We start from the raw sequence: 24797 nt of genomic DNA, 5'->3' as shown, positions 1-24797 counted from the left end.
TCTGTGCTGTGCCGCAGTGCGATGACTGACGCCTCGGCTTTGCTGATGAGATCAGCATACGGAAAAACAAAACTCAGGAAAGATACGAAAACCTCGAGCTTTGTTTAGAAAAACTAAATAGTTTTAAATCGTCTACAACGCGCACAGCGGTTTCTCGGCAAAACCGCTCAAGCATGAGCGGCTCAATCCAAGTAAAGGTCGCGATTCGGTATCAGTAGCAAGGCTGCTCGCGGTGTCAGCGCCCTGGTTTCGAGCCGGGCTGATCAATCTGCGGCAACGCCGCCAGCGCACGCTCCCAGATCTGTCGCGTGCGTAACCAGACCAGCGCCTGCCAGTCGCTGTCGGCCGGGAAGAACTGCTCCAACAGATCCAACTTGATCTGCCGGCCCACCCGGTCGCAAGGATCACCGTGCAGGTGCAGCCAATGATCGTCACGCAGATGACGGTGGATCTGCTCCCCCGGATAAGTGCCGCACTCTATGACAAACTGCATCAAGTGCTGATCGGGCAAGGCATTGAGCAGCGCCTGCGAGGTATAGCCCGTGGTTGTCGCCGCAACACCGGTATCGCTCTGGTTATCGCTGCCGGTGAGCAGTGTGTGCAGCCAGGGACCATACACCGCCTGCGCATCGTCCAGCGCCGGATAGGCGGCCTGGGCGATTGCCAGCAACATCAGGTGACCGTAATCGCCGGCGCCGGTATGCAGATCGAAACACATGACGGTACGCGCCTGGTCCAGATGCTGCTGCATGATTCGATGCAGCGTCTGGTTCGACCAACTCGCTGCCTGACCGCCATAAAACAGGCCGTCGGGATGGGCATACTGCCCGGCCTCGACTATCGCCATCAGCGCCGACCAACCCTCGGCACGGAGCCGTTCAGCCAACAGTGCATCCGCTCGCTCGCGCTGCGAACCTCGCAACTGGGAGCAGGCATAGATCTCGTGCAACGCCTCGTAGCCGCGATTGACCGGCGCGGGCTGGGCGAAATCCAGGTAGTTGCGGTTGAGGTCGATATTGTCCTCATTGACCCGACGCATCCAGGCCGTGCCCCAAGGATTGATCAGATGGATCATCACCACCGCCACGTCCCTTGGCAGCTCCCTGCCAGCCAGCTCCTGCAACCAACTGGCCTGGCAGTTCGAGCCATAGAAGCCCTCAATCCCGTGGGTGCCACTGAGCGCCACCAGCACTCGCGAAGCGCTAGGGTCGCCGATTACCGCGACATCGGTGAGCAGCGCTTCGTCGAAGGGCCCACTCAAAGGATGGCGATACTCGCTCAGGCGGGCCCCCGCGGCCCGCGCAGCAACGAGAAAGCGTTCACGCTGCGCTGAATAGCTTGGCTGTGCTGGAAAGTCTTGGCTCATGCTGATCTCATCCTGCTGACAGGCTGTGCGGTGGATTACTTCAAGCGACCAGAGAGGAACTGCGTCAAACGCTCGCTCTGCGGATTGACCAGCACCTCGCTCGGATGCCCCTCCTCCTCGACGACACCTTGGTGGAGGAACATCACGTGGTTGGACACGTTGCGAGCGAAGCCCATTTCATGGGTCACCACGACCATGGTGCGGCCCTCTTCGGCCAGCGCCTGCATCACCTTCAGCACCTCACCGACCAACTCCGGGTCGAGGGCCGAGGTGGGTTCGTCGAACAGCATCACTTCCGGCTCCACCGCCAGCGCGCGCGCAATAGCCACACGCTGCTGCTGCCCACCAGAGAGGTGCGAGGGGTACTTGTCTTCCACGCTGGGTTCCAGGCCGACCTTGGCCAGGTAGCCCCGCGCCCGCTGTTCAGCCTCCTTGCGGCTGACGCCGAGCACATGAATCGGTGCCTCGGTGATGTTCTCCAACACCGTCATGTGCTGCCACAGATTGAAGTGCTGAAAGACCATCGCCAGCTTGGTCCGCACTCGCTGCAACTGACGGGCATCGCTCACCTTCAGCGCGCCACTGGAATCATTGTGAGTCCGAATTTCCTCGGCATTCACCGTGATGCGCCCCGCGCAAGGCTGCTCGAGAAAGTTGATGCAACGCAGGAAAGTGCTTTTTCCCGATCCGCTCGAGCCGATGATGCTGATCACATCCCCCGCCTTGGCTTTCAATGACACCCCTTTGAGCACCTTATGGGGGCCATACTTCTTATGCAGATCTTCTACCGTCAATTTATACATGGATCGACTCTCTCTAAATCCGGCGAATCAATGGGACTGGGGCTTCTGGAAGGCCAGCCAGCGTATTTCGCAGCGGCGAAACACCCAGACCAGTACGAATGCCAGCAATGCATAGAGCACGGCAGCGATACCGAAGGCCTCGAACGAGGCATAAGTTGCCGAGTTGACGTCCCGCGCCACTTTAAGAATGTCGGGAACCGTAGCGGTAAAGGCCAGCGTGGTGGAGTGCAGCATCAGAATCACTTCATTGCTGTAGTACGGCAGCGCGCGGCGCAACGCCGACGGCAAGATAATCCGCCGATATAAACCGAAAGACGACATACCGTAGGCACGTCCCGCCTCGATCTCGCCATAAGGCGTCGCCCGAATGGCCCCAGCGAAGACCTCAGTGGTGTAGGCGCAAGTGTTCATCGCGAAAGCCAACAGCGTGCAATTGAGGCCATCGCGAAAGAAACCTTCCAGCAGCGGCTGACCGCGCACCACCTCAAGGCTGTAGATACCGGTGTAGATAATCAGCAACTGGATATACAGCGGTGTACCGCGGAACACATAGGTGTAGAACCAGACTGGCCCGCGAATCGCCCAGTTTTGCGACACACGCGCCACCGACAGAGGCACCGAGAGCACAAAACCTATGACGATGGAGACGGTCAGCAACCACAGCGTCATGGCCAGGCCGGACAGATGGTAGCCATCGTTCCACAGGTAAGCCTGGCCATACTCCTGAATAATCTCGATCATAGCGCTGCCGCCCTAACACCCTGAGAGTAGCGGCGCTCAAGCCAGAGCAGCACGCCGTTGGAAACCGTGGTGATCGCCAGATAAATCAGCGCGCCGACTATGCTGAAGTACATTAGCTGCATTGAGCTCTTGCCAGCGTCCTGAGTCACCTTGACGATGTCGATCAAACCGATGATCGACACCAGCGCCGTGGCCTTGATCAGCACCTGCCAGTTGTTGCCGATTCCCGGCAAGGCGAAGCGCATCATTTGCGGAAACAACACTCGACGAAACACTTGCCAGCGGCTCATACCGTAGGCCGAGGCCGCCTCTAGCTGACCCGCCGGAACAGCTTGAAAGGCGCCGCGAAAGGTTTCGGTGAAATAAGCGCCATAAATGAAGCCCAGGGTGATCACCCCGGACACGAAGGGGTTGAGATCGATTTGATCGATACCAAACCACTCAGTCAGGTTATTCAAAAATATTTGCAGGCTGTAGAACAGCAACAGCATGAGCACCAAATCGGGAACGCTACGAATCAGCGTGGTATAGACCGTCGCGGTATGGCGCCTAAGGCAAAGTTTGGATAACTTTGCCGACGCCCCCATCAAGCCAATGAGTACCGCTAATAACATTGAGAGCACTGCCAACTTGATAGTTGCCAAGGTCCCCTCAAGAATAAGTCCGCCAAAACCTTGTAAGAGCATATTTTCTCCTCCTGCATGGACGATTACCCACCGTTCCACTCAGGCACTGCAGTAAACACTCGCGAAATTCTTCAACTGGAGCTCACATCGCCATTACACTATCCGGGTAGTCAAACAGGTAATGAGCCACAGGGCCGACACGGACCCATTACCCGCTGACTAACTCAGAACAGTTAAGCGAGTGAGCTTAGTTGTACATGTCAGACGTGAAGTACTTCTTTTCAATGGTCTTGTAAGTACCATCGTTGTGAATTTCAGCCAGTGCGGCGTTGATCTTCTCACGCAGTGCGTTGTCTTCCTTACGCAGGCCGATAGCGATGCCCTCGCCCAACACTGTCTTTTCTTCTACTGCTTCACCAACGAATGCGAAACCCTTGCCATTAGGGGTCTGCAAGAAGCCAATATCGGCGACCGGCGCATCCGTCAGGCTCGCATCGACACGCCCATTGATCAGATCCTGGAACACCAGATCCTGATTTTGGTAGGACACTATATTGACGCCATGCTGCACCCAGAAGCCCTTGACGTAGGCTTCTTGAGTGGAACCTTGCGCCACACCAATACGCTTGCCTTTGAGCGACTCAGGCGTCGGCAACAATCCACTGTCTTCCCGCGCAACCAGACGGCTGGGTGAGTTATAGAGTTTATCGGAGAAGGCAACTTGCTCTTTGCGTTTATCATTAACCGTCATTGCGGACAGTACGCCATCGAACTTCTTGGCCTTGAGCGCAGGAATAATGCTGTCGAAGGCTGTTTCAACCCAAATACACTTGACCTTTAACTCAGCGCAAATTGCATTACCCAAGTCGATATCGAAACCGGTCAAAGAACCATCCGGACTTTTTGACTCGAAGGGGGGAAAGGTTGGATCCACGCCGAAACGAATGGAGTTAACTTCTTCGGCCACTGCGCCAAAAGAGACGCTAGCAAGTACAGCGGCAAGTGCAAAGGTTTTCATTTATTATTTTCCTTTATTTATTATAAATACGTAGCTCAGCACATAGCTGGAAACTTATTTATGCACCATCTATACGCTAAGTGATCCGGGCTCTCACCTAGCCACAGCCTTTCTAATTCTTCAGCCTCTCCCCCACATTGGAAAGCCAGCTCAAGAAAGGGGCGAAATTCACATTAATACGTCATGGAATTAAACAAAAGACAGGAAAACTGGCTGTTCATTTAGCTTACCTAAAGTATTGAGCAGCCAGGTCTGCGCCAATACGAATTGATCCATGTCCATGACCAACAAGCCTTTACCTCACCATGCGCACTTGCGCCGGAGAGGCAGAAGGCTCGATTACCGTCGCAATCCGTCACTCTCGTGTTACGGCCAAGTGATGCTTAGTCACGACCACAGCCTGGCCAACAAGCTTGGTGGCTCGACAGTCTGTGGATCACCTGCTCATACATTTCGTGATGGGCTACACGCCCCGCCGGACTCATAGGCATCCAGATCTGACTCCAGTACGCGAGCGGCGCCACGACAACCTCGTCTACTGCCTCTATGAAGCAGGCGGTAAGCCGCTCCACGGCGATGAGAATATGGTCGGTGCCGAAGCTGGTTACACCGGCGTTGAGAAACGCCCTGAACATAAAGGCCGTGAGGTCATCGGGCAGATCGCCGCCCGCCGCAGTACGTACAAGAAGCTTGATAAGCGCAGTATTTGTACAAAGCACTGCGCAAGACCGAGAAGGCAAGGCTCAGGTACGGGCCAAGGGCGAGCATTCGTTCCGGGTGATCAAGCGCCAGTTGGGTGTATGTGAAAGTGCGCTTCCGTGGGCTGGCAGACCCTGCGTCGAGGCGGCGATCAATACGTGCAAGCATCTTTATCCAGCAGTTTCAGTGCACATATCGCCCCGTCTAATCGGATTGAGTTAGTTGCTTAGTAGGCTATTTCCTACAAACTAAAACTCCATTTTCTGACGACCACAGCACATATATAAGCTTGCAGAGAAAACTATTCGTGCGGTCCGAAACTATCGACTGAATAAATGGTCGACAAATATAATCGCTGCAACGCAGGTCACACTTCACACTGTTGCCCAAGGCAGGCTATGGGGCTAGGATGCCCGCCTCTTAACGGCTTTGCGCAATTTCCTGCACATTGATGTGCGCAAAAAATTGCGCAGACCAGCTTGTTCTACGCATGCATTTACATATAAATGCCGCGCTCTGAATTACCTGCTTTGCATAATGAGTCATGGATGACCTATTCAAACGCGCTTACGACCCACTATTTGAAACTGGCCAAGCTGCCCATTAACGAAGATGACTTCGCTGGCAGTGACGTGCGCTACTCCACAGAATACGAACTTCTGGAAAATGAGTTGGCTAAGGCCAACGCGCTGCATGAGAGCGGCATCATTGATTGGCAAAAAGTTCGCGAAAACAGTGAGGTGCTGCTCAGCGCCCACTCCAAGGACCTGCGTGTCGCCGCCTGGCTGATCTGGGGGCTGTACCAGCGCGAATCCTTCGCTGGCCTGCAAGCCGGTTTGAGCCTGCTGCACTATCTCTGCCTGAATCACTGGAACGATCTGCATCCACGCAAGCCGCGCACACGTGCCGCCGCTATCAGTTGGCTGATTCCGCGCCTGGAACAAGCGCTGGCCGAGCATGTACCAGTTGGCGAGCAATTACCCTTGTTCCGCAGCCTGGCCGAGCAACTGCGCACCCTGGAAGCCTGCCTGTCCGAACACCTGGGCGAAGACGCCCCGCTGCTGCTGCCGCTGTGCCGACGCCTGGATGAACTGGTCAGCCGCGCCAGCCAGGGTCAGCCGGAACCCGGTAGCGTCGGTGCGGCCCTGGCCCAGGTGAAACAGGTCGCCAGTCAGATGCTCGCTCCCGGCGCCCCGGTAGAGAGCGAGAAGGACGCGCACAAGAGCCTACGCAGCCTGCAAGACCAGGGGCGCCCACTGTGTGCTTATTGGCTAAAACAGAAAGCCAGTGATCTGCGCGCCCTGCGTCTGTCCCGCACCCTGCTGTGGCTGCCAATCGACAGTTTGCCGGAGCGCAATGCTGAACAGATCACCGCTCTGCGCGGCCTACCTGCGGACAAGCTGGCCAGCTACCAGGAACGCTATCAGCAGGGTCAATACGCCGACCTGCTGGTTGACCTGGAGGCCAGCATCGCACGCGCGCCCTTCTGGCTCGACGGTCAACACCTGGCTTGGCAATGCCTGCAAGAGCTGGACGCTGAACAGGCAATGCGCGAGGTAGAGATCCAACTTGCACTGTTCCTGCAGCGCATGAACGGCCTGGAAGAGCTGCGCTTTCACGACGGTAGCGCCTTCGCCGACGGACAAACCCGCGCCTGGCTCAGTTCCCACGTCATGCCGCACCTGCAGCCACCGGTAACCGCCAGCGCGCCGGCCGCCAATGACAGCGGCAGCCAGCCGGCCTGGGAAGTCGCCCTGCAGGACACTCTGCCGAAGCTGCGCAAGGACGGCCTGAAAGCGGCCGTGCAACAACTCAAACTGGGCTTGGCCAAAGCACGAGGCGGCCGTGAGCGCTTCTTCTGGCAGCTGACCCTGGCGCGCCTGTGTTTCAGCGCGAAGAAATACGAACTGGCCAAGACCCAACTCGAATCGCTCGACCAGACGCTACAGGCCTCCGGCCTCGGCGACTGGGAACCCGATCTCGCCCTGGACGTACTGCGCATGCTGCACAGTTGCTGCGAGCTGTTGCCGCAGAACCACGCGGTGCGTGAAAGCAAGGAAGAGATCTACCGCAGGTTGTGCCACCTCGATCTTGAAGTGGTACTGGACTAGGCCCACGGGCCATAACCGTAACGGAGAATCACCATGGCCAAAGAAGGCTCGGTAGCCCCCAAGGAACGCATTAACGTCACGTTCAAACCCGCCACTGGCGGCGCTCAGGAAGAAATCGAACTGCCTCTGAAGTTGATGGTGCTTGGTGACTTTACCCAGCGTGCCGACGATCGCAAGATCGAAGACCGCAAACCGATCAGCATCGACAAGAACAGTTTCGATGAAGTTCTCGGCAAACAGGAACTCAGCCTGACCTTCGGCGTGCCTAATCGTCTGCAGGACGAAGCCACCGACGACGAGCTGGCCGTGCAGCTGAAGATAAACTCGATGAAGGACTTCACCCCGGCCAATCTGGTCGAGCAAGTGCCTGAGCTGAAAAAGCTGATGGAACTACGCGACGCCCTGGTTGCTCTGAAAGGCCCACTGGGTAATGCCCCGGCCTTCCGTAAGGCGATCGAAAGCGTACTCGCCGATGACGACTCGCGTGACCGCGTGCTCGGTGAGCTAGGCCTGGCCGCCCAAGACAAGCTGGACTCCTGATCTAATTAACAAGGAAGCTAATTCATGAGCACTAGTGCAGCAGTAGAGAGCGGTCGCAGCGCCGCCGAACTCGGCATTCTCGACCGCATCATTGCCGAGACCAAACTGACTCCGGACGACGAAGCCTATGACATCGCCAAGCGTGGCGTGTCGGCTTTCATCGAAGAATTGCTGAAGCCGCAGAACGAAAATGAGCCGGTGAAAAAGGCTATGGTCGACCGCATGATCGCGGAGATCGATGCCAAACTCAGCCGGCAGATGGACGAAATCCTGCACAACGCCGAGTTCCAGGCCCTGGAATCCTCCTGGCGCGGTCTCAAGCTGCTGGTGGACCGGACCAACTTCCGCGAAAACATCAAGCTGGAGATCATCAACGCCTCCAAGCAGGACCTGCTCGATGACTTCGAAGACAGCCCGGAAATCGTTCAGTCCGGTCTGTACAAGCACATCTACACCGCCGAGTACGGCCAGTTCGGTGGCCAGCCGGTCGGCGCCCTGATCGCCAACTACTTCTTCGACCCGAGTGCACCGGACATCAAGACCCTGCAATACGTTGCCAGCGTCGCCACCATGTCCCACGCACCGTTCATCGCAGCTGCCGGCCCGAAATTCTTCGGCCTGGAAAGCTTCTCCGGCCTGCCGGACCTGAAAGACCTGAAAGACCACTTCGAAGGTCCGCAATTCGCCAAATGGCAGAGCTTCCGCGAACAGGAAGACGCCCGCTACGTCGGCCTCACCGTACCGCGCTTCCTGCTGCGTAACCCCTACGATCCAGAAGATAACCCGGTTAAGAGCTTCGTCTACAAAGAAAACGTCGCCAACAGCCACGAGCACTACCTGTGGGGCAACACCGCCTACACCTTCGCCAGCCGTCTGACCGACAGCTTCGCCAAGTTCCGCTGGTGCCCGAACATCATCGGCCCGCAGAGCGGTGGCGCGGTTGAAGACCTGCCGCTGCACCACTTCGAGAGCATGGGCGAGATCGAAACCAAGATCCCCACCGAAGTGCTGGTTTCCGACCGTCGTGAATACGAACTGGCCGAAGAAGGCTTTATCGCCCTGACCATGCGCAAAGGCAGCGACAACGCCGCGTTCTTCTCCGCCAACTCGGCGCAGAAGCCGAAGTTCTTCGGCATCAGTGCAGAAGGCAAGACCGCGGAGCTGAACTACAAGCTCGGTACCCAACTGCCCTACCTGTTCATCGTCAACCGCCTGGCCCACTATCTGAAAGTGCTGCAACGCGAGCAAATCGGCGCCTGGAAAGAGCGCACCGACCTCGAGCAGGAACTCAACAAGTGGATCCGCCAGTTCGTCGCCGATCAGGAAAACCCAAGCTCCGAAGTGCGTAGCCGTCGCCCGCTGCGCGCCGCCCAGGTCATAGTCAGCGATGTCGAAGGCGAGCCTGGCTGGTACCGCGTCAGCCTCAACGTACGCCCGCACTTCAAGTACATGGGTGCAGATTTCACCCTGTCCTTGGTTGGCAAGCTGGACAAGGAGTAACAACCAGTGAGCTACGGCAGCCTATTCGAACGCCTCGGCGGTGAAGCCAGCCAACGCGCCGGCTGGAGCCTCGAGGTTGCCGCCATGACATCGGTGGCTGCCCATCTGGCAAAAATGCTCAGCACCCGGGCGGGCAGCGTGCAAACGCTGCCCGACTACGGGTTGCCCGATCTCAACGATATGCGCCTGTCGCTGCACGACTCGCTGCAACAGGCGCGTATCGCCATCGAACACTTTATCGAAGCGTACGAACCGCGCTTAAGCCAGGTACGGGTGATTTCCCTGCCCCGCGACCATGATCCACTGAGCCTCGCCTTCGCCATCGACGGCCTGCTGGAAGTGGATGGCAGTAAACGCCAAGTGAGTTTCTCCGCGCGCCTGGATGGCAGCGGACAGGTCAAGGTCAATTAAGGAGAGCCCCATGTCCGGTAAACCCGCTGCACGCCTAAGCGACCCCACTGCTTGCCCGATTCCCGGTCACGGCACCAACCCCATCGCCGCTGGCTCGCCCGACGTCTTGTTCGACAGCCTGCCCGCCGCCCGCCAAGGCGACCCGTCAGCCTGCGGCGGCGCCCTGTCCAGCGCGGTGATCCCCACCGTACTGATCAACGGCAAGCCGGCGACCACCATCGGCACCGTGGGCAGCCATGGCAATGTGGTGGTGGGTGGCTCCGGCACAGTGCTGATAGGCAGCAGTGGCGGCGGTGTGGCCGTCAGCCCAGTTGCCGCCCTGAGCATGGCGGCGATTGCTGCGCCGAAAACCGCATCCGGCGGTGGCGGTGGCGGTGGCGGTGGCGGTGGCGGCACATCCTCCGCAGCCACGACGAGTGCAACCCCCGCCTCTGCCGCGACCGCCGCCGCGGCCATCCAGACGAGCAACGCCAAGCAGGAGGCTATCGAACTGGATTACCGCCTCAAGCTCAAATCCGGCGGCAACCACCTGCTGACTCCGCTGGAAATCCCGGACTACGACGAACTCGCCAACGCGACGACGCAGAACAAGGAAAGCATCGATTTCCTCGTCGACAACCGCAAGCAAACGGCGGACAGCCTGAGCCTGGAAGTCTTCGACGGCAGCACCCTGCTCTATGCCGAGCCGGATACTTCTGCATTGCTGTCTGCAGGTAAACATCCCTGGCAGTGGGACGGCTACAGCATGGCCGGGGTACTGGATACCCAAGTGCTGAAGAGCCCGAACCTCTGCATCCGCCTGACCGCTCACAAGGGCGGCCAACAGCACGTAGTTGAGTTGAAGCTGGAAAATAAAGCCGCGGAAGTGAAATGGGTCGACGCGCGTATCGACCGCAATGCCAAGACAGTCGAAGTCACGGTACGGCCGAGCTTTTCTGATGGTGGGGTCAAAGGGAATATACCTGGGCTCGCCCCCACGCCTTACAAAGATCGAGAGACCTTCGCCAAAGAAGGTATCGAATTGCACTGGTCACGCAATGGCATGCGAGCACCCGGTATTGGCAGCGGCATCAACTCCAGCCAGGGCACTTATCAGTTAACTGTCAGCGTCGATCTGGCTAGCCAGCCCAAGGCCAAGACATTTCCCCTGACCGAGAACCTAACAGTTGACGGAGGGCGCTCAACCAGTCTCGGGGGCTTTCGCAACATCCACCACAACGTGGGTCGGGCCTATGACGCCTTTGTCACTAAAGCCAAAGCTCCTTCCGCGCTACAAGCTGCAAAGGACTATGCCCGCGAGGATTTTCTTCACACCGCCGCCCACGAGTTTGGACATTTCATTCTGAATAGCTACGGCGATGGCGGCCTGATTCCTCACTATTCCTGGACTCACAAGGGGAGCTCGACCCTGCTGCAGAACGAAATCGACGGCACTGCAACCCCTCGATCAGGAGAGATAGACGTCATGCATTACTTTAAACACTACGCCGTAAACGATTGGGATCGTTGGAGCCGAACAGTAGCGGCCGAAGTCGATGCCAAGGGGCTTATATGGCTGGCACGGGTGCAGTTCGATGACTAAGGGATCACAACTGTTCGTGCTGCTCATAAGCCTGTCGGTATTCAGTGCCTGCACCGCCCAGCGACTGCTCAAGAACGAAATCTATCTGCTCAACAACTGTGGCCAGACACTGCAAATCGTTGTCGCCAATGACTCGAACATTGGTTTACCCGAACGAACATTAGACATCGCCCCTGGTAATCGAGAACTCATTGGGTTCTACAACTCTTATGGGGAAGATGTCATCGGGCAAATTCAGGACTCATACAAGCTGACGATTGCTACCAACCATGGTGCATCTCAGCAGATAGATGGCAGCACGCTAAGAAGCCACCTACGCAATATAGAAAAACGCGATGAAGGGTCGACTCGACAGTGGATTGTCGAAGACCGATCGTTCTGCCCAAGCAACGGCACTTCAGCCCCCTGAACCGAGTGTCCTTGCATGCCCCTGATATCCAGAACCGTCAGTGCTAACCGCGCCGGAATGCATCTAGCGATGCTTATCGGCACAACTACTGAGCTCAAAGCCTGCGTGATCTACCCGCACTCGGTAGTAGTCAATCCGACTATCGAAGGCAATCTGGTTTCCGCCGAAAGCGGCGCGCCAATTGCCGATGCTGGGCTGACGCTGCAAATCGGCAGCGATATGTCACGCACCTACAAAACCCGCAGCGATGCGCACGGGCGTTTTGCTTTTGCCGGACACTCGGACTACCGCCTGATCGCCATGCTGGCTGATGCACCGCCCTGCGCCACCACGCTGACCATAACGGCCTCCGGCTACAAAGCCCGGACCTGTGTCTGGGGGTCGATGCGCTGGTGCTCGGGCCAACCGCAAGCTGCGCTGGCCAATCTTCCGCTCCTCCCCGAGCACAGCCCCAGCAAATACCGGGCGCTTCCGGCGTCGGGTATTCCCGTCTGCGACGCCCCGAACTGAAAGGAATCAGTCAGTGTCTTTTAACCACTACTACCAGAGCGAACTCACCGCCCTGCGCCAACTCGGCAAGCGTTTCGCCGAGCGCAGCCCGGCGTTGGCGCCGTTTCTTGGGCAGAGCGGGCGCGACCCGGATGTCGAGCGGCTGCTGGAGGGTTTCGCCTTTCTTACCGGGCGCCTGCGGCAGAAGCTCGACGACGAACTACCGGAGCTGACCCACTCGCTGATGCACCTGCTGTGGCCGAACTATATGCGTCCGCTGCCGGCCTTCAGCATGTTGCAGTTCGACCCGCTCAAACGACCCGGACCGGCCTTGCCGGTGCCGCGTAACACGCCGGTAGAGTCCAAGCCGATCCAGGGCGTGACCTGTCGCTTTCGCACCGCCTTCGCCACCGAGGTGTTGCCTCTGGCGCTGAATGGCCTGGATTATTCGGTGAAGGGCGATGGTGCCCTGCTCAGCCTGCGCCTGGGCATGACCGCCGATGGTCATCTTGGTGAGCTGAATCTCAAGCAGTTGCGCCTGCACCTGGCTGGCGAACGCTACATCAGCCAGCTGCTCTACCTCAGCCTGCTGCGGCACCTCGGCGGCATTCAACTGGTACTGCTCGATGGTGCGGGTAAGCCACTCAAGGATGCTTACGATCAACCGATTGCCGCCTTGCAGCTGCCCAGTACTCAGGTTCAGCCGGTGGGCTTTGCCGAAGATCAGGCGTTGATCCCCTACCCGCTCAATACCTTTCGCGGCTACCGCTACCTGCAGGAATACTTCGCCTTCCAGGACAAGTTCCTGTTCGTCGACCTTGTTGGCCTGGATGCGCTCAAACGCCTGCCCGAAGACCTGCTCAAGCAGGCCCGCGGTCTAGAGCTGCGCTTCGATATCCACAAGGCCGGGGTGCAACGCATCCGCCCTACCCTGGACAACGTGCGCCTGTACTGCACGCCGGTGGTCAACCTGTTCGCCCACGACGCCATTCCGATCCGCCTGGACGGCAAACAGGATCAATACCTGCTGCTGCCAGCCGAGTTCGACTCGCAGCATTGCGGGGTGTTCTCGGTGGACCGGGTTACCGGCTGGAAGCCCGGCGGCAAGGGCTATGAAGAGTACGTGCCGTTCGAATCCTTCGAGCATGATCCGAGCTTCGACGTGCCGCTGGCGCGCCCGCACTACAGCGTGCGTCAGCAACCCTCGCTGCTGGGCGACGGCCTGGAAACCTACTTGAGCTTCGGCCTGCGCAACCTCGATCAGCACGAGACGCTGTCGATCGAGCTGACCTGCACCAACCAGAACCTGCCGCGCCAATTGGGCCTGGGCGACATCTGCATGCCCTGCGAGGACACCCCGGAATTCCTCAGCTTCCGCAACATCAGTGCGGTGACGCCCAGTTATGCGCCGCCGCTGCACCGCGATTTCCTCTGGAAGCTGATCAGCAACATGTCGCTGAACTACCTGTCGCTGGCCAACGTCGAGGCGCTCAAGGTGATCCTCGAGACCTACGATTTGCCGCGCTATTACGACCAGCACGCAGAGAAAGTCAGCAAGCGTCTGCTCGATGGCCTGAAAAGTATCCGCCATGAGCATGTTGACCGTCTGCACCGTGGCCTACCAGTGCGCGGGGTGCGCACTGAATTGACCATGAACCCCGAGGGCTATGTCGGCGAAGGCGATCTGTTTCTCTTCGCCTCGGTACTCAATGAATTTTTTGCCCTGTACGCCAGCCTCAACTCGTATCACGAGCTGCGCGTACAGAGCACACAGGGAGAGGTGTACAAATGGACGCCGCGCATGGGGCAACAGCCCCTGCTCTGAACCGGCTGAGCCAGGGTATCCGCGAGTACAGCCTGTTTCAGGGTGTGCAGCTGGTGCTGGAGCGCTTGCAAGCCGCTCATCCCGAGTTGGATGAGGAGTCGCTGCAGCAGCGCCTGGAGTTCCAGGCCAACCCAAGCCTGGGTTTCCCGGGCAGCGATATCGATCGCGTGGAGTTCTTCGAAGAACACGGCGAGTTGCGCGCGTGTTTGCGCATCAATCTGGTCAGCCTGTTCGGCGCCGGCTCGCCCTTGCCTGCTTTCTATGGGGAGCAGGCGCTGGGCGACAGCATCGACGGCAACCCTACCCGCGATTTTCTCGATCTGTTCAACAATCGCCTACAGCGCCTGTTACTGCCGATCTGGCAGAAATACCGTTATCACGCGCGCTTCCACAGCGGCGCGCTGGACCCCTTCTCGGAGCAGTTGTTCGCCCTGATCGGCCTGGGTGGTGCACAGATACGCGCCGCCTCCGAACTGAACTGGAAGCGCCTGCTGCCCTACCTTGGCCTGCTCAGCCTACGGGCACACTCGGCGGCGCTGATCGAGTCGGTGCTGCGTTACTACTTCAAACACGCCGAGTTGTTTATCGAGCAGTGCCTTGAGCGCCAGGTGGAAATCCTCGGCGAACAACAGAATCGCCTCGGCCTGGCCAACAGCCAACTGGGTGAGAGCCTGGTGCTCGGTGAATGGGTGCGAGATCGCGGTGGCAAGTTCCGTATCCATATCCGCCAGCTCAGCTGGGATCGCTTCCATGAATTCCTGCCTATCGGCACCGGCTACCAACCCCTGTGCGCACTGGTGCGCTTCACCCTGCGCGACCCCCTTGATTACGACATACGCCTGGAACTGCGCCAGGACGAGATCCGCGAGCTGCGCATCGGCGCTGAAAACCTTTGCCGACTCGGCTGGACCAGCTGGCTCGGCCGCGATAACGCCGACGGCATCGTCACCCTCGGTAGCAAGACTCACTAGGGAAAGAGAGAAGAATGATCAACGTCGACTTGCAACAACTGGTACAGGCCCTTGACGCAGAAACCAAGCGCGACCTGGAAACCGCCGCCGAGCGCTGTGTGGTGCGCGGCGGCAGCAAAATCCTGGTTGAAGACCTGCTACTCGGCCTGTTGCAGCGCTCGGAAAGCCTGCTGGCCCGTGCCCTGCTGGATGCCGAGGTGGATGCCGGCGAACTGGCCCGTGCCTTGCAACCGCGCGGCGAGCAGAATGAATCGCGCAACCCGGTATTTTCCACCGAGCTGGTGCAATGGCTGCAGGACGCCCTGCTGGTGGCCAATCTGGAACTGGGCCAGAACCAGGTCGAACAAGCCGCGCTGATCCTCGCCCTGCTGCGCAACCCGATGCGTTATGCCGGCAGCCACTACCAGCCGCTACTGGCCAAGCTGAATGCCGAGCGCCTGCGCGAATTCGCTATGGCCCAGCAACCGCACTCAGCGGCAGGCAAGCCCTCGGCAGGCGGTGAATCCAACCTGTCGCGCTTCACCCACAACTTCACCGAGCAGGCCCGCGACGGCAAGCTCGACCCGGTGCTGTGCCGCGATGCATCGATTCGCCAGATGATCGACATCCTCGCCCGCCGGCGTAAAAACAACCCCATCGTGGTCGGCGAAGCCGGCGTCGGTAAAACCGCCATAGTCGAAGGCCTGGCCCTGCGCATCGCCACTGGCGAAGTGCCGGCAGCGCTCAAAGGCGTAGAGCTGCTGTGCCTCGACCTCGGCTTGCTGCAGGCCGGCGCCAGCGTCAAGGGCGAGTTCGAGCGCCGCCTGCAAGGGGTGATCGATGAGGTCAAAGCCTCGCCCAAGCCGATCATCCTGTTTATCGACGAGGCCCACACCCTGATCGGTGCCGGTGGCCAGGCCGGCAGTGGCGACGCCGCCAACCTGCTCAAACCGGCCCTGGCCCGTGGCGAGCTGCGCACTATCGCCGCCACTACCTGGAGCGAATACAAGAAGTACTTCGAGAAAGACCCGGCCCTGGCGCGGCGCTTCCAGCCGGTGCAGCTGCATGAGCCGAGCGTCGACGAGGCGGTGACCATTCTGCGCGGCCTGGCCCCGGTGTATGAGAAGAGCCACGGCATCTACCTGCGTGACGATGCGGTAGTCGCCGCCGCCGAACTGTCCGCGCGCTACCTGTCCGGCCGCCAGCTGCCGGACAAGGCCGTCGACGTGCTCGACACCGCCTGCGCCCGGGTGCGCATCAGCCTGGCCGCCGCGCCGGAGGCCCTGGAACGCCTGCGCGGCGAGATTGCCGAGGGTCAGCGCCAGGACCAAGCCCTGCGCCGCGACCTCGACGCCGGCCTGGCCATCGACCGCGACGCACTCGCCCAACTGCAGGTGCGTCTGGGTCAAGCCCGCGCCGAACTGGAGCAACTGGAAACCCGTTGGGCGATCCAGCGCGAACTGGCCGAGCGCCTGCTCGAACTGCGCAAGCAGTGCGCCAGCGCACGCCAGGCCCCTGCTGAAGCCAGCGCCGCAGTCGATCCGGAAAGCCAGGCAGACGGCGAAGCGCAACCCTCACTGCCGCAGCTGGAAGAGCAACTGCGCCAGACTCAGAGCGAACTGGCCGCCGCACAGGCCGCCGAACGCCTGGTCAGCCATGAGGTCTGCCCGCGCCTGGTGGCCGAGGTGATCAGCCATTGGACCGGCGTGCCGCTGAGCCAGCTGGCCCGCGAGCACAACAGCAAGGTGGTCAACTTCGCCAGCGACCTGCGCCAGCGCGTGCGCGGCCAGGAGCAGGCTATCGAAGCCCTGGATCGATCCATGCGCGCCACCGCTGCGGGCCTGAACAAACCCGATGCGCCGGTCGGGGTATTCCTCCTGGTCGGCCCCAGCGGTGTCGGCAAAACCGAAACCGCTTTGGCCCTGGCCGACCTGCTGTATGGCGGCGAGCGCTTCCTCACCACCATCAACATGTCCGAGTTCCAGGAGAAGCACACGGTCTCCCGGCTGATCGGCGCGCCGCCCGGCTACGTCGGCTACGGCGAAGGCGGCATGCTCACCGAAGCGGTGCGGCAGAAGCCCTACTCGGTGATCCTCCTCGACGAGGTGGAGAAAGCCGACCCGGACGTGATGAACATCTTCTATCAGATCTTCGACAAGGGCGTGGCCAACGACGGCGAGGGTCGCGAGATCAACTTCCGCAACACCCTGATCCTGATGACCAGCAACCTCGCCAGCGAACGCATCGATGCGCTCTGCCAGGGCGGTCAACGCCCGTCCAGCGAAGACCTAGAGCAGGCCATCCGCCCGACCCTGAGTCAGCACTTCAAACCCGCCCTGCTGGCGCGCATGCGAGTGGTGCCTTACTACCCGGTCAACGGCGCAGTACTCAACGAGCTGGTCAGCCTCAAGCTGCAGCGTTTCGGCGAGCGCCTGCAACGCCGGCAATTGCACTTCAGCCATTGCAACGCACTGGTGAGCCACCTGGCCGAGCGCTGCACCGACAGCGACAGCGGCGCGCGTTTGATCGATCACCTGATCGATCAGCACCTGCAACCGCTGGTGGTCGACCGCCTGCTGGACGCCATGGCCGGCGGCACGCCTCTACAGCGCGTGCACGCCACCCTCGATGGCGAAGGAGCGCTGCTCTGTGAGTTCGCTTAAGGTGCCGGCAATGTTCCATCAGGTGGCGCAACCGCTGCATTATGCCGAGGCACTGCTGCAACGGTTCTCTGCCCTTGCCCGTGCGACTCAGGGTGACAGCCTGCTTGGCGGCCTGGTCGAGGCAGCAGCCCAGCTGTCCGATTGCGAGCTGAGCCAGCTGTACCTGCTGGACGACAGCCACACGCGCCTGACCCTGTGTGCGGAATGGTTCGATGGCCAGCAACTGCCGCGTGAAGTGGCCAGCCTGCCGAGCGATTATGACGGCGAGCACCTGCTGCAATACTGCCTGTGCCAGAACCAGGTGCTCAGCCTCAGCGAACTGGACCACAGCCTGCACCAGACCGGCTTCCTGCCGGAGGCTCCCCGGCCCTGGCGCAGTCTGTTGTGCATACCGCTGCTGAACGAGCAACAGCAGGTCAACGGTCTGCTGTTGACTGCCAGTCAGCAGCCTCGCGACATCCAGGGTTTCGCCGGTTCGCTGGGCCATCTCGGCAATTTTGTCATCGCTCAGCTGCATCTGCTGCAACGTCTGCGTGCACCGCAACGCGAGGCGCGCAGTGTGCAGGCAGAACCCAGACCAAACCTCAGTGGCTACGGTCTGACCGGCGACAGCCCGCGCATGCGCAGCGTCTACCAGTTGATCGGTAAGGTGCTGCATAACCCGGTCAGCGTACTTCTGACCGGCGAGACCGGGACCGGCAAGGAGCTGGTGGCACGCGCCATCCACGATTTTGGCCTGCGCCGCAGCCAGGCCTTTGTCGTACAGAACTGCGCCTCGCTGCCGGAAAACCTGTTGGAAAGCGAGCTGTTCGGCTACCGCAAGGGCGCGTTCACCGGTGCCGAGCGTGACCGCAAAGGGCTGTTCGATGCGGCACACGGTGGCACCCTGTTCCTCGACGAGATCGGCGACATGCCGCTATCCCTGCAAGCCAAGCTGCTGCGCGTGTTGCAGGAAGGCGAAGTGCGCCCACTGGGCAGCACCGATACGCACAAAGTCGATGTGCGCATCGTTGCCGCCACCCACCGCGACCTGCGCGCACTGGTCGAGGAAGGCCGCTTCCGCGAGGACCTGTTCTATCGGCTGTCGCACTTCCCTATCGAGCTGCCGCCGCTGCGCGAGCGCGATCAGGACATCCTGCGCCTGGCCCGGCACTTCGCCGACAAGGCCAGCGCCTTCCTCCAGCGCGACGCCTGCCGCTGGTCCGACCGCACCCTGGAGCAACTGGCCAGCTACGCCTTTCCCGGCAATGTGCGTGAACTCAAGGGGCTGGTCGAGCGCGCGGTATTGCTGTGTGAAGGCGATGAACTGCTGCCCGAGCACTTCAACTTGCGCCAGGACAGCGGCGCCGAAGACAGCAGCCTGAACCTGCGCGAACGCATGGAGCGAGTCGAGCGCAACCTGCTGCTCGACTGCCTGCGCAAGAACCGCGGCAACCAGAGCCAGGCCGCCCGTGTGCTGGGACTGCCTAGACGCACCCTGCTCTACCGCATGGAACGTCTGAGCATCAGCCCAGCGGACGTATAAGGCTTAAGGAGAAGAGCATGTTCAATGCAGCCAACCAGACCCATTTCAGCCTCAGTATCGAGGGCGTTGCCCATGATCTGCAGGTGCTCGAATTCAGCGGGCGCGAAGCCATCAGCCAGCCCTTTGCCTTCGAAGTCGAACTGGTTAGCGAACGCCCCGACCTCGACCTGGAGAGTCTGCTGCACCAACCGGCCTTTCTCGGCCTAAGCCCTAATGGCGGCGGCATTCATGGTCTGATCTACCGCGTGGCTCAGGGTGAGTCCGGCCAGCGCCTGACCCGCTACCAGGTCACCCTGCGTCCGCACGTGGCCTACCTGGCGCACCGTATCAATCAGCGCATCTTTCAGCACCTGACAGTGCAGAAGATCATCAGCCAGGTGCTCGAAGAACATGGCATCCAGGGTGATGCCTACTCATTCCAGCTCGGCCCGACGCTGTATCCGCAGCGCGAGTACTGCGTGCAGTACGACGAATCCGATCTGCACTTTATCCAGCGCCTGTGCGAGGAAGAAGGTATTCACTACCACTTCCAGCACAGTGAACAAGGCCATACGCTAGTCTTCGGCGACGACCAGGCGGCGTTTCCCAAGCTGGCCCCCACCGCTTACCAACAGGACAGCGGCATGGTCGCCGACGACCCGGTGATCAAACGCTTCGCCCTGCGCCTGGAAACCCGCACCAGCCGGGTGACCCGCCGTGACTACGACTTCAAGAAGCCGCGCCTGCTGATGGAAAGCGCTTTTACCAGCGAGTTCAGCCCGGATCTGGAGGACTACGACTACCCCGGTCGTTTCGTCGAACGCAAGCGCGGCAAACACCTGAGCAAACGTGCCCTCGAGCGCCACCGCCACGATTACGAGCTGGCCCACGGGGAAGGCGACCAGCCAATGCTGGTCAGCGGTCACTTCCTCAACCTCAACGGGCACCCGCGCGAGGAGTGGAACCAGCTGTGGCTGCTCACTGATATATTCCATGAGGGCAAGCAGCCGCAGGTGCTGGAAGAGTCGGTCACCAGCCACACTGCACAGAGCGACGGTTTCCAACAGGGCTACCGTAACCGCTTCAGCGCCACCCCCTGGGACGTGCCCTTCCGCCCAACGCTGGCGCACCCCAAGCCCAAGGTACTGGGCAGCCAGAGCGCCGTGGTCACCGGGCCAGCTGGCGAGGAGATCCATTGCGACCAGTACGGCCGGGTCAAGGTGCACTTCTTTTGGGATAGAGGGCACTGGGACCGTCACGGCCAAGCCGACGACACCACCAGCTGCTGGCTGCGCGTGTCTTCAAGCTGGGCCGGCGACCGCTACGGTGCCATCGCCATTCCACGCATTGGCATGGAAGTTCTGATCACCTTCCTCGAAGGTGACCCCGACCAACCGCTGGTGACCGGCTGCCTGTACCACAAGGAACACGTCGTCCCCTACGACCTGCCGGCCAACAAGACCCGTACGCTGTTCAAAACCCTCAGCTCTCCGGGCGGTGGCGGTTACAACGAACTGCGCATCGAAGACCGCAAGGGTCAGGAGCAGATCTACCTGCACGCCCAGCGCGACTGGGACGAGAACATCGAACACGACCAGAAGATCCGCATCGGCAACCAGCGCCACGACACGGTCGAAGCCAACAGCCATAGCGAGTTCAAGGCCGAGGAGCACCGCACCACCCTCCTCGACCGCAAAGTGGAAGCACGCAGCGACGACCACCTGACCGTCGGCCAGAAGCAGCATGTCAAAGTCGGCGTCGGCCAATTCGTCGAAGCCGGCAACGAGATTCACTACTACGCCGGCAGCAAAGTGGTGATCGACGCCGGCATGGAGCTCACCGCATCCGGCGGCGGCAGCTTCCTCAAACTCGACCCCGGCGGCGTCACACTGAGCGGCGCCACCATCAAGATGAACTCCGGCGGCAGCCCGGGCAAAGGCTCGGGGCTGAAAATTCTATTACCCGGTTTGGTACAGGCAGCCGATGCGGACGTAGCAGGTAGTCTATTGGACGTGGCCGCCGCGAATGTCCCGCTAGAGGCCTTGGCCAAACAGCGCCATGTGTTTATGCAAGCCAGTACAGGTATTTGCGAGGTCTGTGTAGCGGCCAAACAAGCCGAGGAGACACTATGACTGACAACGGCGCGCTGTTGTTTGATGGTGCCTCGCGCAAGCAAGCCGCCAGGTGGCTGAGTCAAACCTACCCCGAGCATGGGTTGCGACCATTGCTTCACGGCACACCGTATGAGCCCTTGGCCGATATCGGACCGATCCTTCTGGAGGCCGCACCAGGCAGCCACTTGCACCGTGCCTGGTCTCAGGGCGATGCCGGCCTGGAGCATGCTGTGTGGCTGGCAACCGACTTGCCGTCGGATCGGTTGTTCAACAGCCTGCAACGGCGTCTGCGCATCCTCTCTCCCGATGGCCGTGAATTCTGGCTACGCCTGGCAGACGCACGGCCACTGCATATGGCGTGGCAGGCACAGTGCCAATGGCCACAAGGCTTCTGGTACGGCATCACGGAAGTCTGGTTGCCGACCCCAAACGGCCCTCTGCCAGCCTGGAGCAATTCCGCTCCTGAACTTGACTGCACCGCCGCCATCCAGGGCCTAAATGCACAGATAACGCTGGATTGGTCACTGCTGGAAGCATTGGCACACGACAAGGACAGCACGCAGGAGATTGCCGTATGAACCAACCCGTTAACGCTCCCACCAACCTGAAACCGGCGGCCTGCCCACTGTTAACCGCCGTATTGCCGGTGCGTTACGCCATCGGCCCTATCGACCCTCGCAACCCATCCAGCCTGGACGCCGCCGCCCTGAGGTTACCGGCAGTCTCGGGGGCATTCCCCGACCTTGGCCCCACTCACCCGCAGTTGCAGGACCAACCCCTGGGCTACGTACCGCGCATGCTGCGCGACGGTTGGCTGTATCTATGGGAACAATCGCTGCAAACACTGAGCGAGTACCAGGTAAACGCCTCGCTGCTCACACCAACCGACCGCGGTGGCGCGCCTGTAAGCCGGCAAGCACTGGCCTACCTGATGCTTGAGGCGGGGGCGTCCGTGGGCTTGGCCTGGTCGCCGGTACGCTGGAGTGACGCGCAATTTAGCGCCGCCGAGCAACAACCCGATGTTCGCCAACGGGTACTGCGCGAACTGACCCCAGGCACCGGTAGCGACAGTGGCCAATTGCAAACGCTGCACCCGCAGATCGCGGATATCAAACCCGAGAATTTGCGCTGGAGTAGCGCACCCAAACCAGGCTATTGGCTGCTGCAAGAGCCGCCACTCAAGCGCATGCAGCGCTGTGAGCAGCAGCACTATGCGCTGGTCGACGACCCCTGGGGCGTATTGTTCGACCTCGCCGGCTTGCTGCGTGCGCGCAATCAGGCCTTCGACACCCTCAGCCAGCACCATGGCGACGACTGGGCCATCGCCGCGACGATAAAAAACATCAGCGACAGTGACAGCGAAGTACGTGCCCAGCTTGGCTCATTACTCGACGTGACTAAGCTCAAGGCCACCCTGCAAGAGCAGCAACGGGAGCAGGATGCCGTGGATGTCGATCGCCAGCGCATTGTCGATATCTGGGCACAGTGGTTCGCCACCCTGGGCGGTAACACCGCCGCCAGCCTGGAAACCGCCTGCGGCCATTTCGACATTACCCAAGCCGATGCCCGCGACGCCCTGGAGACCAGCTTCGCTGCCGCCTGCCTCGGGCCTGCTGCCACCTCAACCGGGGTCAAGGCCATCGAATTGGCCCTCGACCCAGGCAGTACCGCCGGCAAACCCTGGTTGCTCTGGGCATTGCTGGGCGTACGCCAACGCATCGACCCTGGCCAACTCAAGCAACTGCTGCAGGTACCCGAGAATCTGGCCCCGGTAACCGATGACGTGGCTAAGGCCGCGGCGAGCTTTGCCCGCGTCGCGGCTCTGGTCAACGAACTGAACAGCGGGGCACAGCGTCTTGAGCAGTTAGCCTTGGCCGCCAGCAGTGAGCCCTTGCCCGCCGCGCTCGCGACCATTCTAGGCGGCCGCATGCCGAGCCTGAGCACGCAGATCCACCAGCACACCTACACCTTGATGCTGGCCATGCTGGCGCGCAGCCAGCAACAGATGGATGTATTAGCACTGACACCTAAGCAGAGCCTACTGTGGCTTAGCGCGCAGATGGGCCAGAGCCATAACAAAGGCCAGCGCCGCAGTCTGGGTAAACGTATCGAACAGCTGGAGCGTGCCGAGCAACGCGGCACTAACGCCAGCACGCCCCAGGCGCCGGCCAAGCACCCCATCAGCACAGGCGTGCAGGAGCAGATTCCCCACCTGCGCCTAGTACCCAAGCCGCAAGCCGTGCCTGCCCACCCCCAACCGGGCTATGGCAGTGAGGCCCCGCGTACAGCGAATAAAGTGAACAAGCCCGCCCCGGTTCTGGCGCCCATCAAGGCGGACGCCACCCCGGATCTACCCCGCAATATCGGCGACCTGTTCGATGACGCGCCCCTGAAAACCCTGATAGCGATGGTGGCGATATGGAATCTAGGGGTTGCAGGAGGGGCATGGGTAAAAGATGGAACTGAAAAAAGTCTGGTGGCGGCAAGTAGTGCTGCGCTTGCAACATTAACCGCCGCATCCGCTGTCTTACAGCAATTAGCCGATACCAAGTGGGAACGCCACGTTGCACAGGCCGGGAAGGTTAACCCGAAGGCACAGAAACTCTTGGGCGACGCCTTAGGCCTAGGCTCGGTTGCACTACTGTTCCAATCCATTACGGCCGGTATCGATGTGTTCTATTACGGCTGGCAGGCGCTGGACGCCTACCGCACCGGCGACCTCGACAGTGCCGGGGTGTACACCGGCCTGGCCGGCGCCAATATGGCCCTGGCCCGGGTATCGGTGCAGGCCATTCGCGCCATGCGTATCGCCCGCGCAGCGGTGCTGGCCGGCGAAGGGGAAGCCCTGGCCACAGGCCTGCGCGTACTTACCCTGCCATTGCGCCTGAGCCTGCTCGGTTTAACCGCCACCCTTTTTGTGGGCATGGTCTCGCTGTTCTATACCCAGGACACCCCGCTGCAACAGTGGCTCAAGCAAACCCGCTTCGGCACCCGCCCCGCCGACTGGGCAAGCAGCTATGCCGGCAGCATGCGCGCCTTCTATCAGATCGTACTGCCGATACGCATGAGCCTGGAAAGCTGGAACGAGCAGAACCCACGCACGGGGGCAATAGTTGAACAGCGGCGTTTGTATCTGCGCCTAGCCGGGCAACGGGTGTACCGCCAGGGCATGCTGAGCTTTGACGGCCATGAAGAGTGGCAACAGCACAGCAGCCTATTTCGCTCAACCACGCGTTGCCTTCCATTGGTCTGGGGCGAAGAAGACCCCATCCCCTTCGACCCGGATAGCGGCACCCGCATAGCCCCGGAGCCGGACGGCAGCGTACGCCTGCGCCGCGTTTACCATGATGATGGCCTCAGCACACTGGTACGTGTCGTGGGCAGCCTGACCTATCAGCCCATTGACGGCCTCTACCTGCCGCCCATCGATATCGACTTGAGTTAAA

19 protein-coding genes and 1 pseudogene are annotated in these 24797 nt (G+C 60.5%); 15 read left to right on the top strand and 5 right to left on the bottom strand.

The annotated features are described in order from the left end of the window. Positions 1 to 235: 235 nt before the first annotated feature. The 5 genes from TMS3_RS17640 to TMS3_RS17620 all read right to left on the bottom strand — a co-directional run bounded on the left by TMS3_RS17640 (position 236) and on the right by TMS3_RS17620 (position 4554). The gene (locus TMS3_RS17640) at positions 236 to 1366 is read right to left on the bottom strand and encodes a DUF2817 domain-containing protein (protein WP_025166612.1); all 1131 of its coding nucleotides are present in this window, start codon (positions 1364 to 1366) and stop codon (positions 236 to 238) included. A 35-nt stretch (positions 1367 to 1401) separates the two neighbouring features. Continuing rightward, on the bottom strand, positions 1402 to 2169 hold the full coding sequence (locus TMS3_RS17635; RefSeq protein WP_025166611.1) for an ABC transporter ATP-binding protein: 768 nt from the start codon (positions 2167 to 2169) through the stop codon (positions 1402 to 1404). A gap of 27 nt (positions 2170 to 2196) precedes the next feature. After that, positions 2197 to 2910, bottom strand: coding sequence for an ABC transporter permease (locus tag TMS3_RS17630; protein WP_025166610.1), 714 nt, complete (start codon positions 2908 to 2910; stop codon positions 2197 to 2199). Further along, the gene (locus TMS3_RS17625) at positions 2907 to 3596 is read right to left on the bottom strand and encodes an ABC transporter permease (RefSeq protein ID WP_025166609.1); all 690 of its coding nucleotides are present in this window, start codon (positions 3594 to 3596) and stop codon (positions 2907 to 2909) included. The genes TMS3_RS17630 and TMS3_RS17625 overlap by 4 nt, the downstream gene beginning before the upstream one ends. Positions 3597 to 3783: 187 nt before the next feature. Then, the gene (locus TMS3_RS17620) at positions 3784 to 4554 is read right to left on the bottom strand and encodes an ABC transporter substrate-binding protein (protein WP_025166608.1); all 771 of its coding nucleotides are present in this window, start codon (positions 4552 to 4554) and stop codon (positions 3784 to 3786) included. Positions 4555 to 5114: 560 nt separating this feature from the next. On the opposite strand from TMS3_RS17620, the pseudogene TMS3_RS24725 reads away from it, so the two are divergent. The 15 genes and pseudogenes from TMS3_RS24725 to TMS3_RS17545 all read left to right on the top strand — a co-directional run. Continuing rightward, positions 5115 to 5383: pseudogene (locus TMS3_RS24725) on the top strand (transposase); the annotation flags it as partial. A 418-nt stretch (positions 5384 to 5801) separates the two neighbouring features. Then, positions 5802 to 7364 (top strand): type VI secretion system protein TssA, encoded by a 1563-nt coding sequence (tssA, locus tag TMS3_RS17610; RefSeq protein ID WP_025166606.1) that lies wholly within the window; start codon positions 5802 to 5804, stop codon positions 7362 to 7364. A 33-nt stretch (positions 7365 to 7397) separates the two neighbouring features. Continuing rightward, the gene (tssB, locus tag TMS3_RS17605; protein ID WP_025166605.1) at positions 7398 to 7904 is read left to right on the top strand and encodes a type VI secretion system contractile sheath small subunit; all 507 of its coding nucleotides are present in this window, start codon (positions 7398 to 7400) and stop codon (positions 7902 to 7904) included. A 24-nt stretch (positions 7905 to 7928) separates the two neighbouring features. After that, entirely contained in the window at positions 7929 to 9404 is a 1476-nt protein-coding gene (gene tssC / locus TMS3_RS17600; RefSeq protein WP_025166604.1) for a type VI secretion system contractile sheath large subunit, read from the top strand. Positions 9405 to 9410: 6 nt separating this feature from the next. Continuing rightward, complete coding sequence (tssE, locus tag TMS3_RS17595) at positions 9411 to 9815, top strand: type VI secretion system baseplate subunit TssE (protein WP_025166603.1); 405 nt, start codon at positions 9411 to 9413, stop codon at positions 9813 to 9815. Between the two features lie 10 nt (positions 9816 to 9825). Next, complete coding sequence (locus TMS3_RS17590) at positions 9826 to 11397, top strand: PAAR domain-containing protein (RefSeq protein WP_025166602.1); 1572 nt, start codon at positions 9826 to 9828, stop codon at positions 11395 to 11397. Next, complete coding sequence (locus tag TMS3_RS17585) at positions 11390 to 11806, top strand: hypothetical protein (RefSeq protein WP_025166601.1); 417 nt, start codon at positions 11390 to 11392, stop codon at positions 11804 to 11806. Before TMS3_RS17590 ends, TMS3_RS17585 begins: the two co-directional genes overlap by 8 nt. 15 nt (positions 11807 to 11821) lie before the next feature. Continuing rightward, positions 11822 to 12316, top strand: coding sequence for a carboxypeptidase-like regulatory domain-containing protein (locus TMS3_RS17580; RefSeq protein ID WP_160321040.1), 495 nt, complete (start codon positions 11822 to 11824; stop codon positions 12314 to 12316). Positions 12317 to 12329: 13 nt separating this feature from the next. Beyond that, on the top strand, positions 12330 to 14120 hold the full coding sequence (tssF, locus tag TMS3_RS17575; protein WP_025166599.1) for a type VI secretion system baseplate subunit TssF: 1791 nt from the start codon (positions 12330 to 12332) through the stop codon (positions 14118 to 14120). Then, a complete protein-coding gene (tssG, locus tag TMS3_RS17570; protein WP_025166598.1) occupies positions 14084 to 15091 on the top strand; it encodes a type VI secretion system baseplate subunit TssG in 1008 nt (335 codons plus the stop codon). The genes tssF and tssG overlap by 37 nt, the downstream gene beginning before the upstream one ends. 14 nt (positions 15092 to 15105) lie before the next feature. Next, entirely contained in the window at positions 15106 to 17733 is a 2628-nt protein-coding gene (gene tssH, locus TMS3_RS17565) for a type VI secretion system ATPase TssH (RefSeq protein ID WP_025166597.1), read from the top strand. A 10-nt stretch (positions 17734 to 17743) separates the two neighbouring features. Next, positions 17744 to 19258: a sigma-54 interaction domain-containing protein gene (locus TMS3_RS17560; RefSeq protein ID WP_025166596.1), complete on the top strand. Its 1515-nt coding sequence runs from the start codon at positions 17744 to 17746 to the stop codon at positions 19256 to 19258. A 17-nt stretch (positions 19259 to 19275) separates the two neighbouring features. Further along, on the top strand, positions 19276 to 21369 hold the full coding sequence (locus TMS3_RS17555; protein ID WP_025166595.1) for a type VI secretion system Vgr family protein: 2094 nt from the start codon (positions 19276 to 19278) through the stop codon (positions 21367 to 21369). Next, the gene (locus TMS3_RS17550; RefSeq protein ID WP_025166594.1) at positions 21366 to 21929 is read left to right on the top strand and encodes a DUF4123 domain-containing protein; all 564 of its coding nucleotides are present in this window, start codon (positions 21366 to 21368) and stop codon (positions 21927 to 21929) included. Before TMS3_RS17555 ends, TMS3_RS17550 begins: the two co-directional genes overlap by 4 nt. Continuing rightward, positions 21926 to 24796: a toxin VasX gene (locus TMS3_RS17545; RefSeq protein WP_025166593.1), complete on the top strand. Its 2871-nt coding sequence runs from the start codon at positions 21926 to 21928 to the stop codon at positions 24794 to 24796. The genes TMS3_RS17550 and TMS3_RS17545 overlap by 4 nt, the downstream gene beginning before the upstream one ends. Position 24797: the final 1 nt, after the last annotated feature.

Source organism: Pseudomonas taeanensis MS-3 (genome assembly GCF_000498575.2).
Taxonomy (GTDB): Bacteria; Pseudomonadota; Gammaproteobacteria; order Pseudomonadales; family Pseudomonadaceae; genus Aquipseudomonas; species Aquipseudomonas taeanensis.
This window is presented reverse-complemented; position numbering and strand designations above follow the sequence as displayed.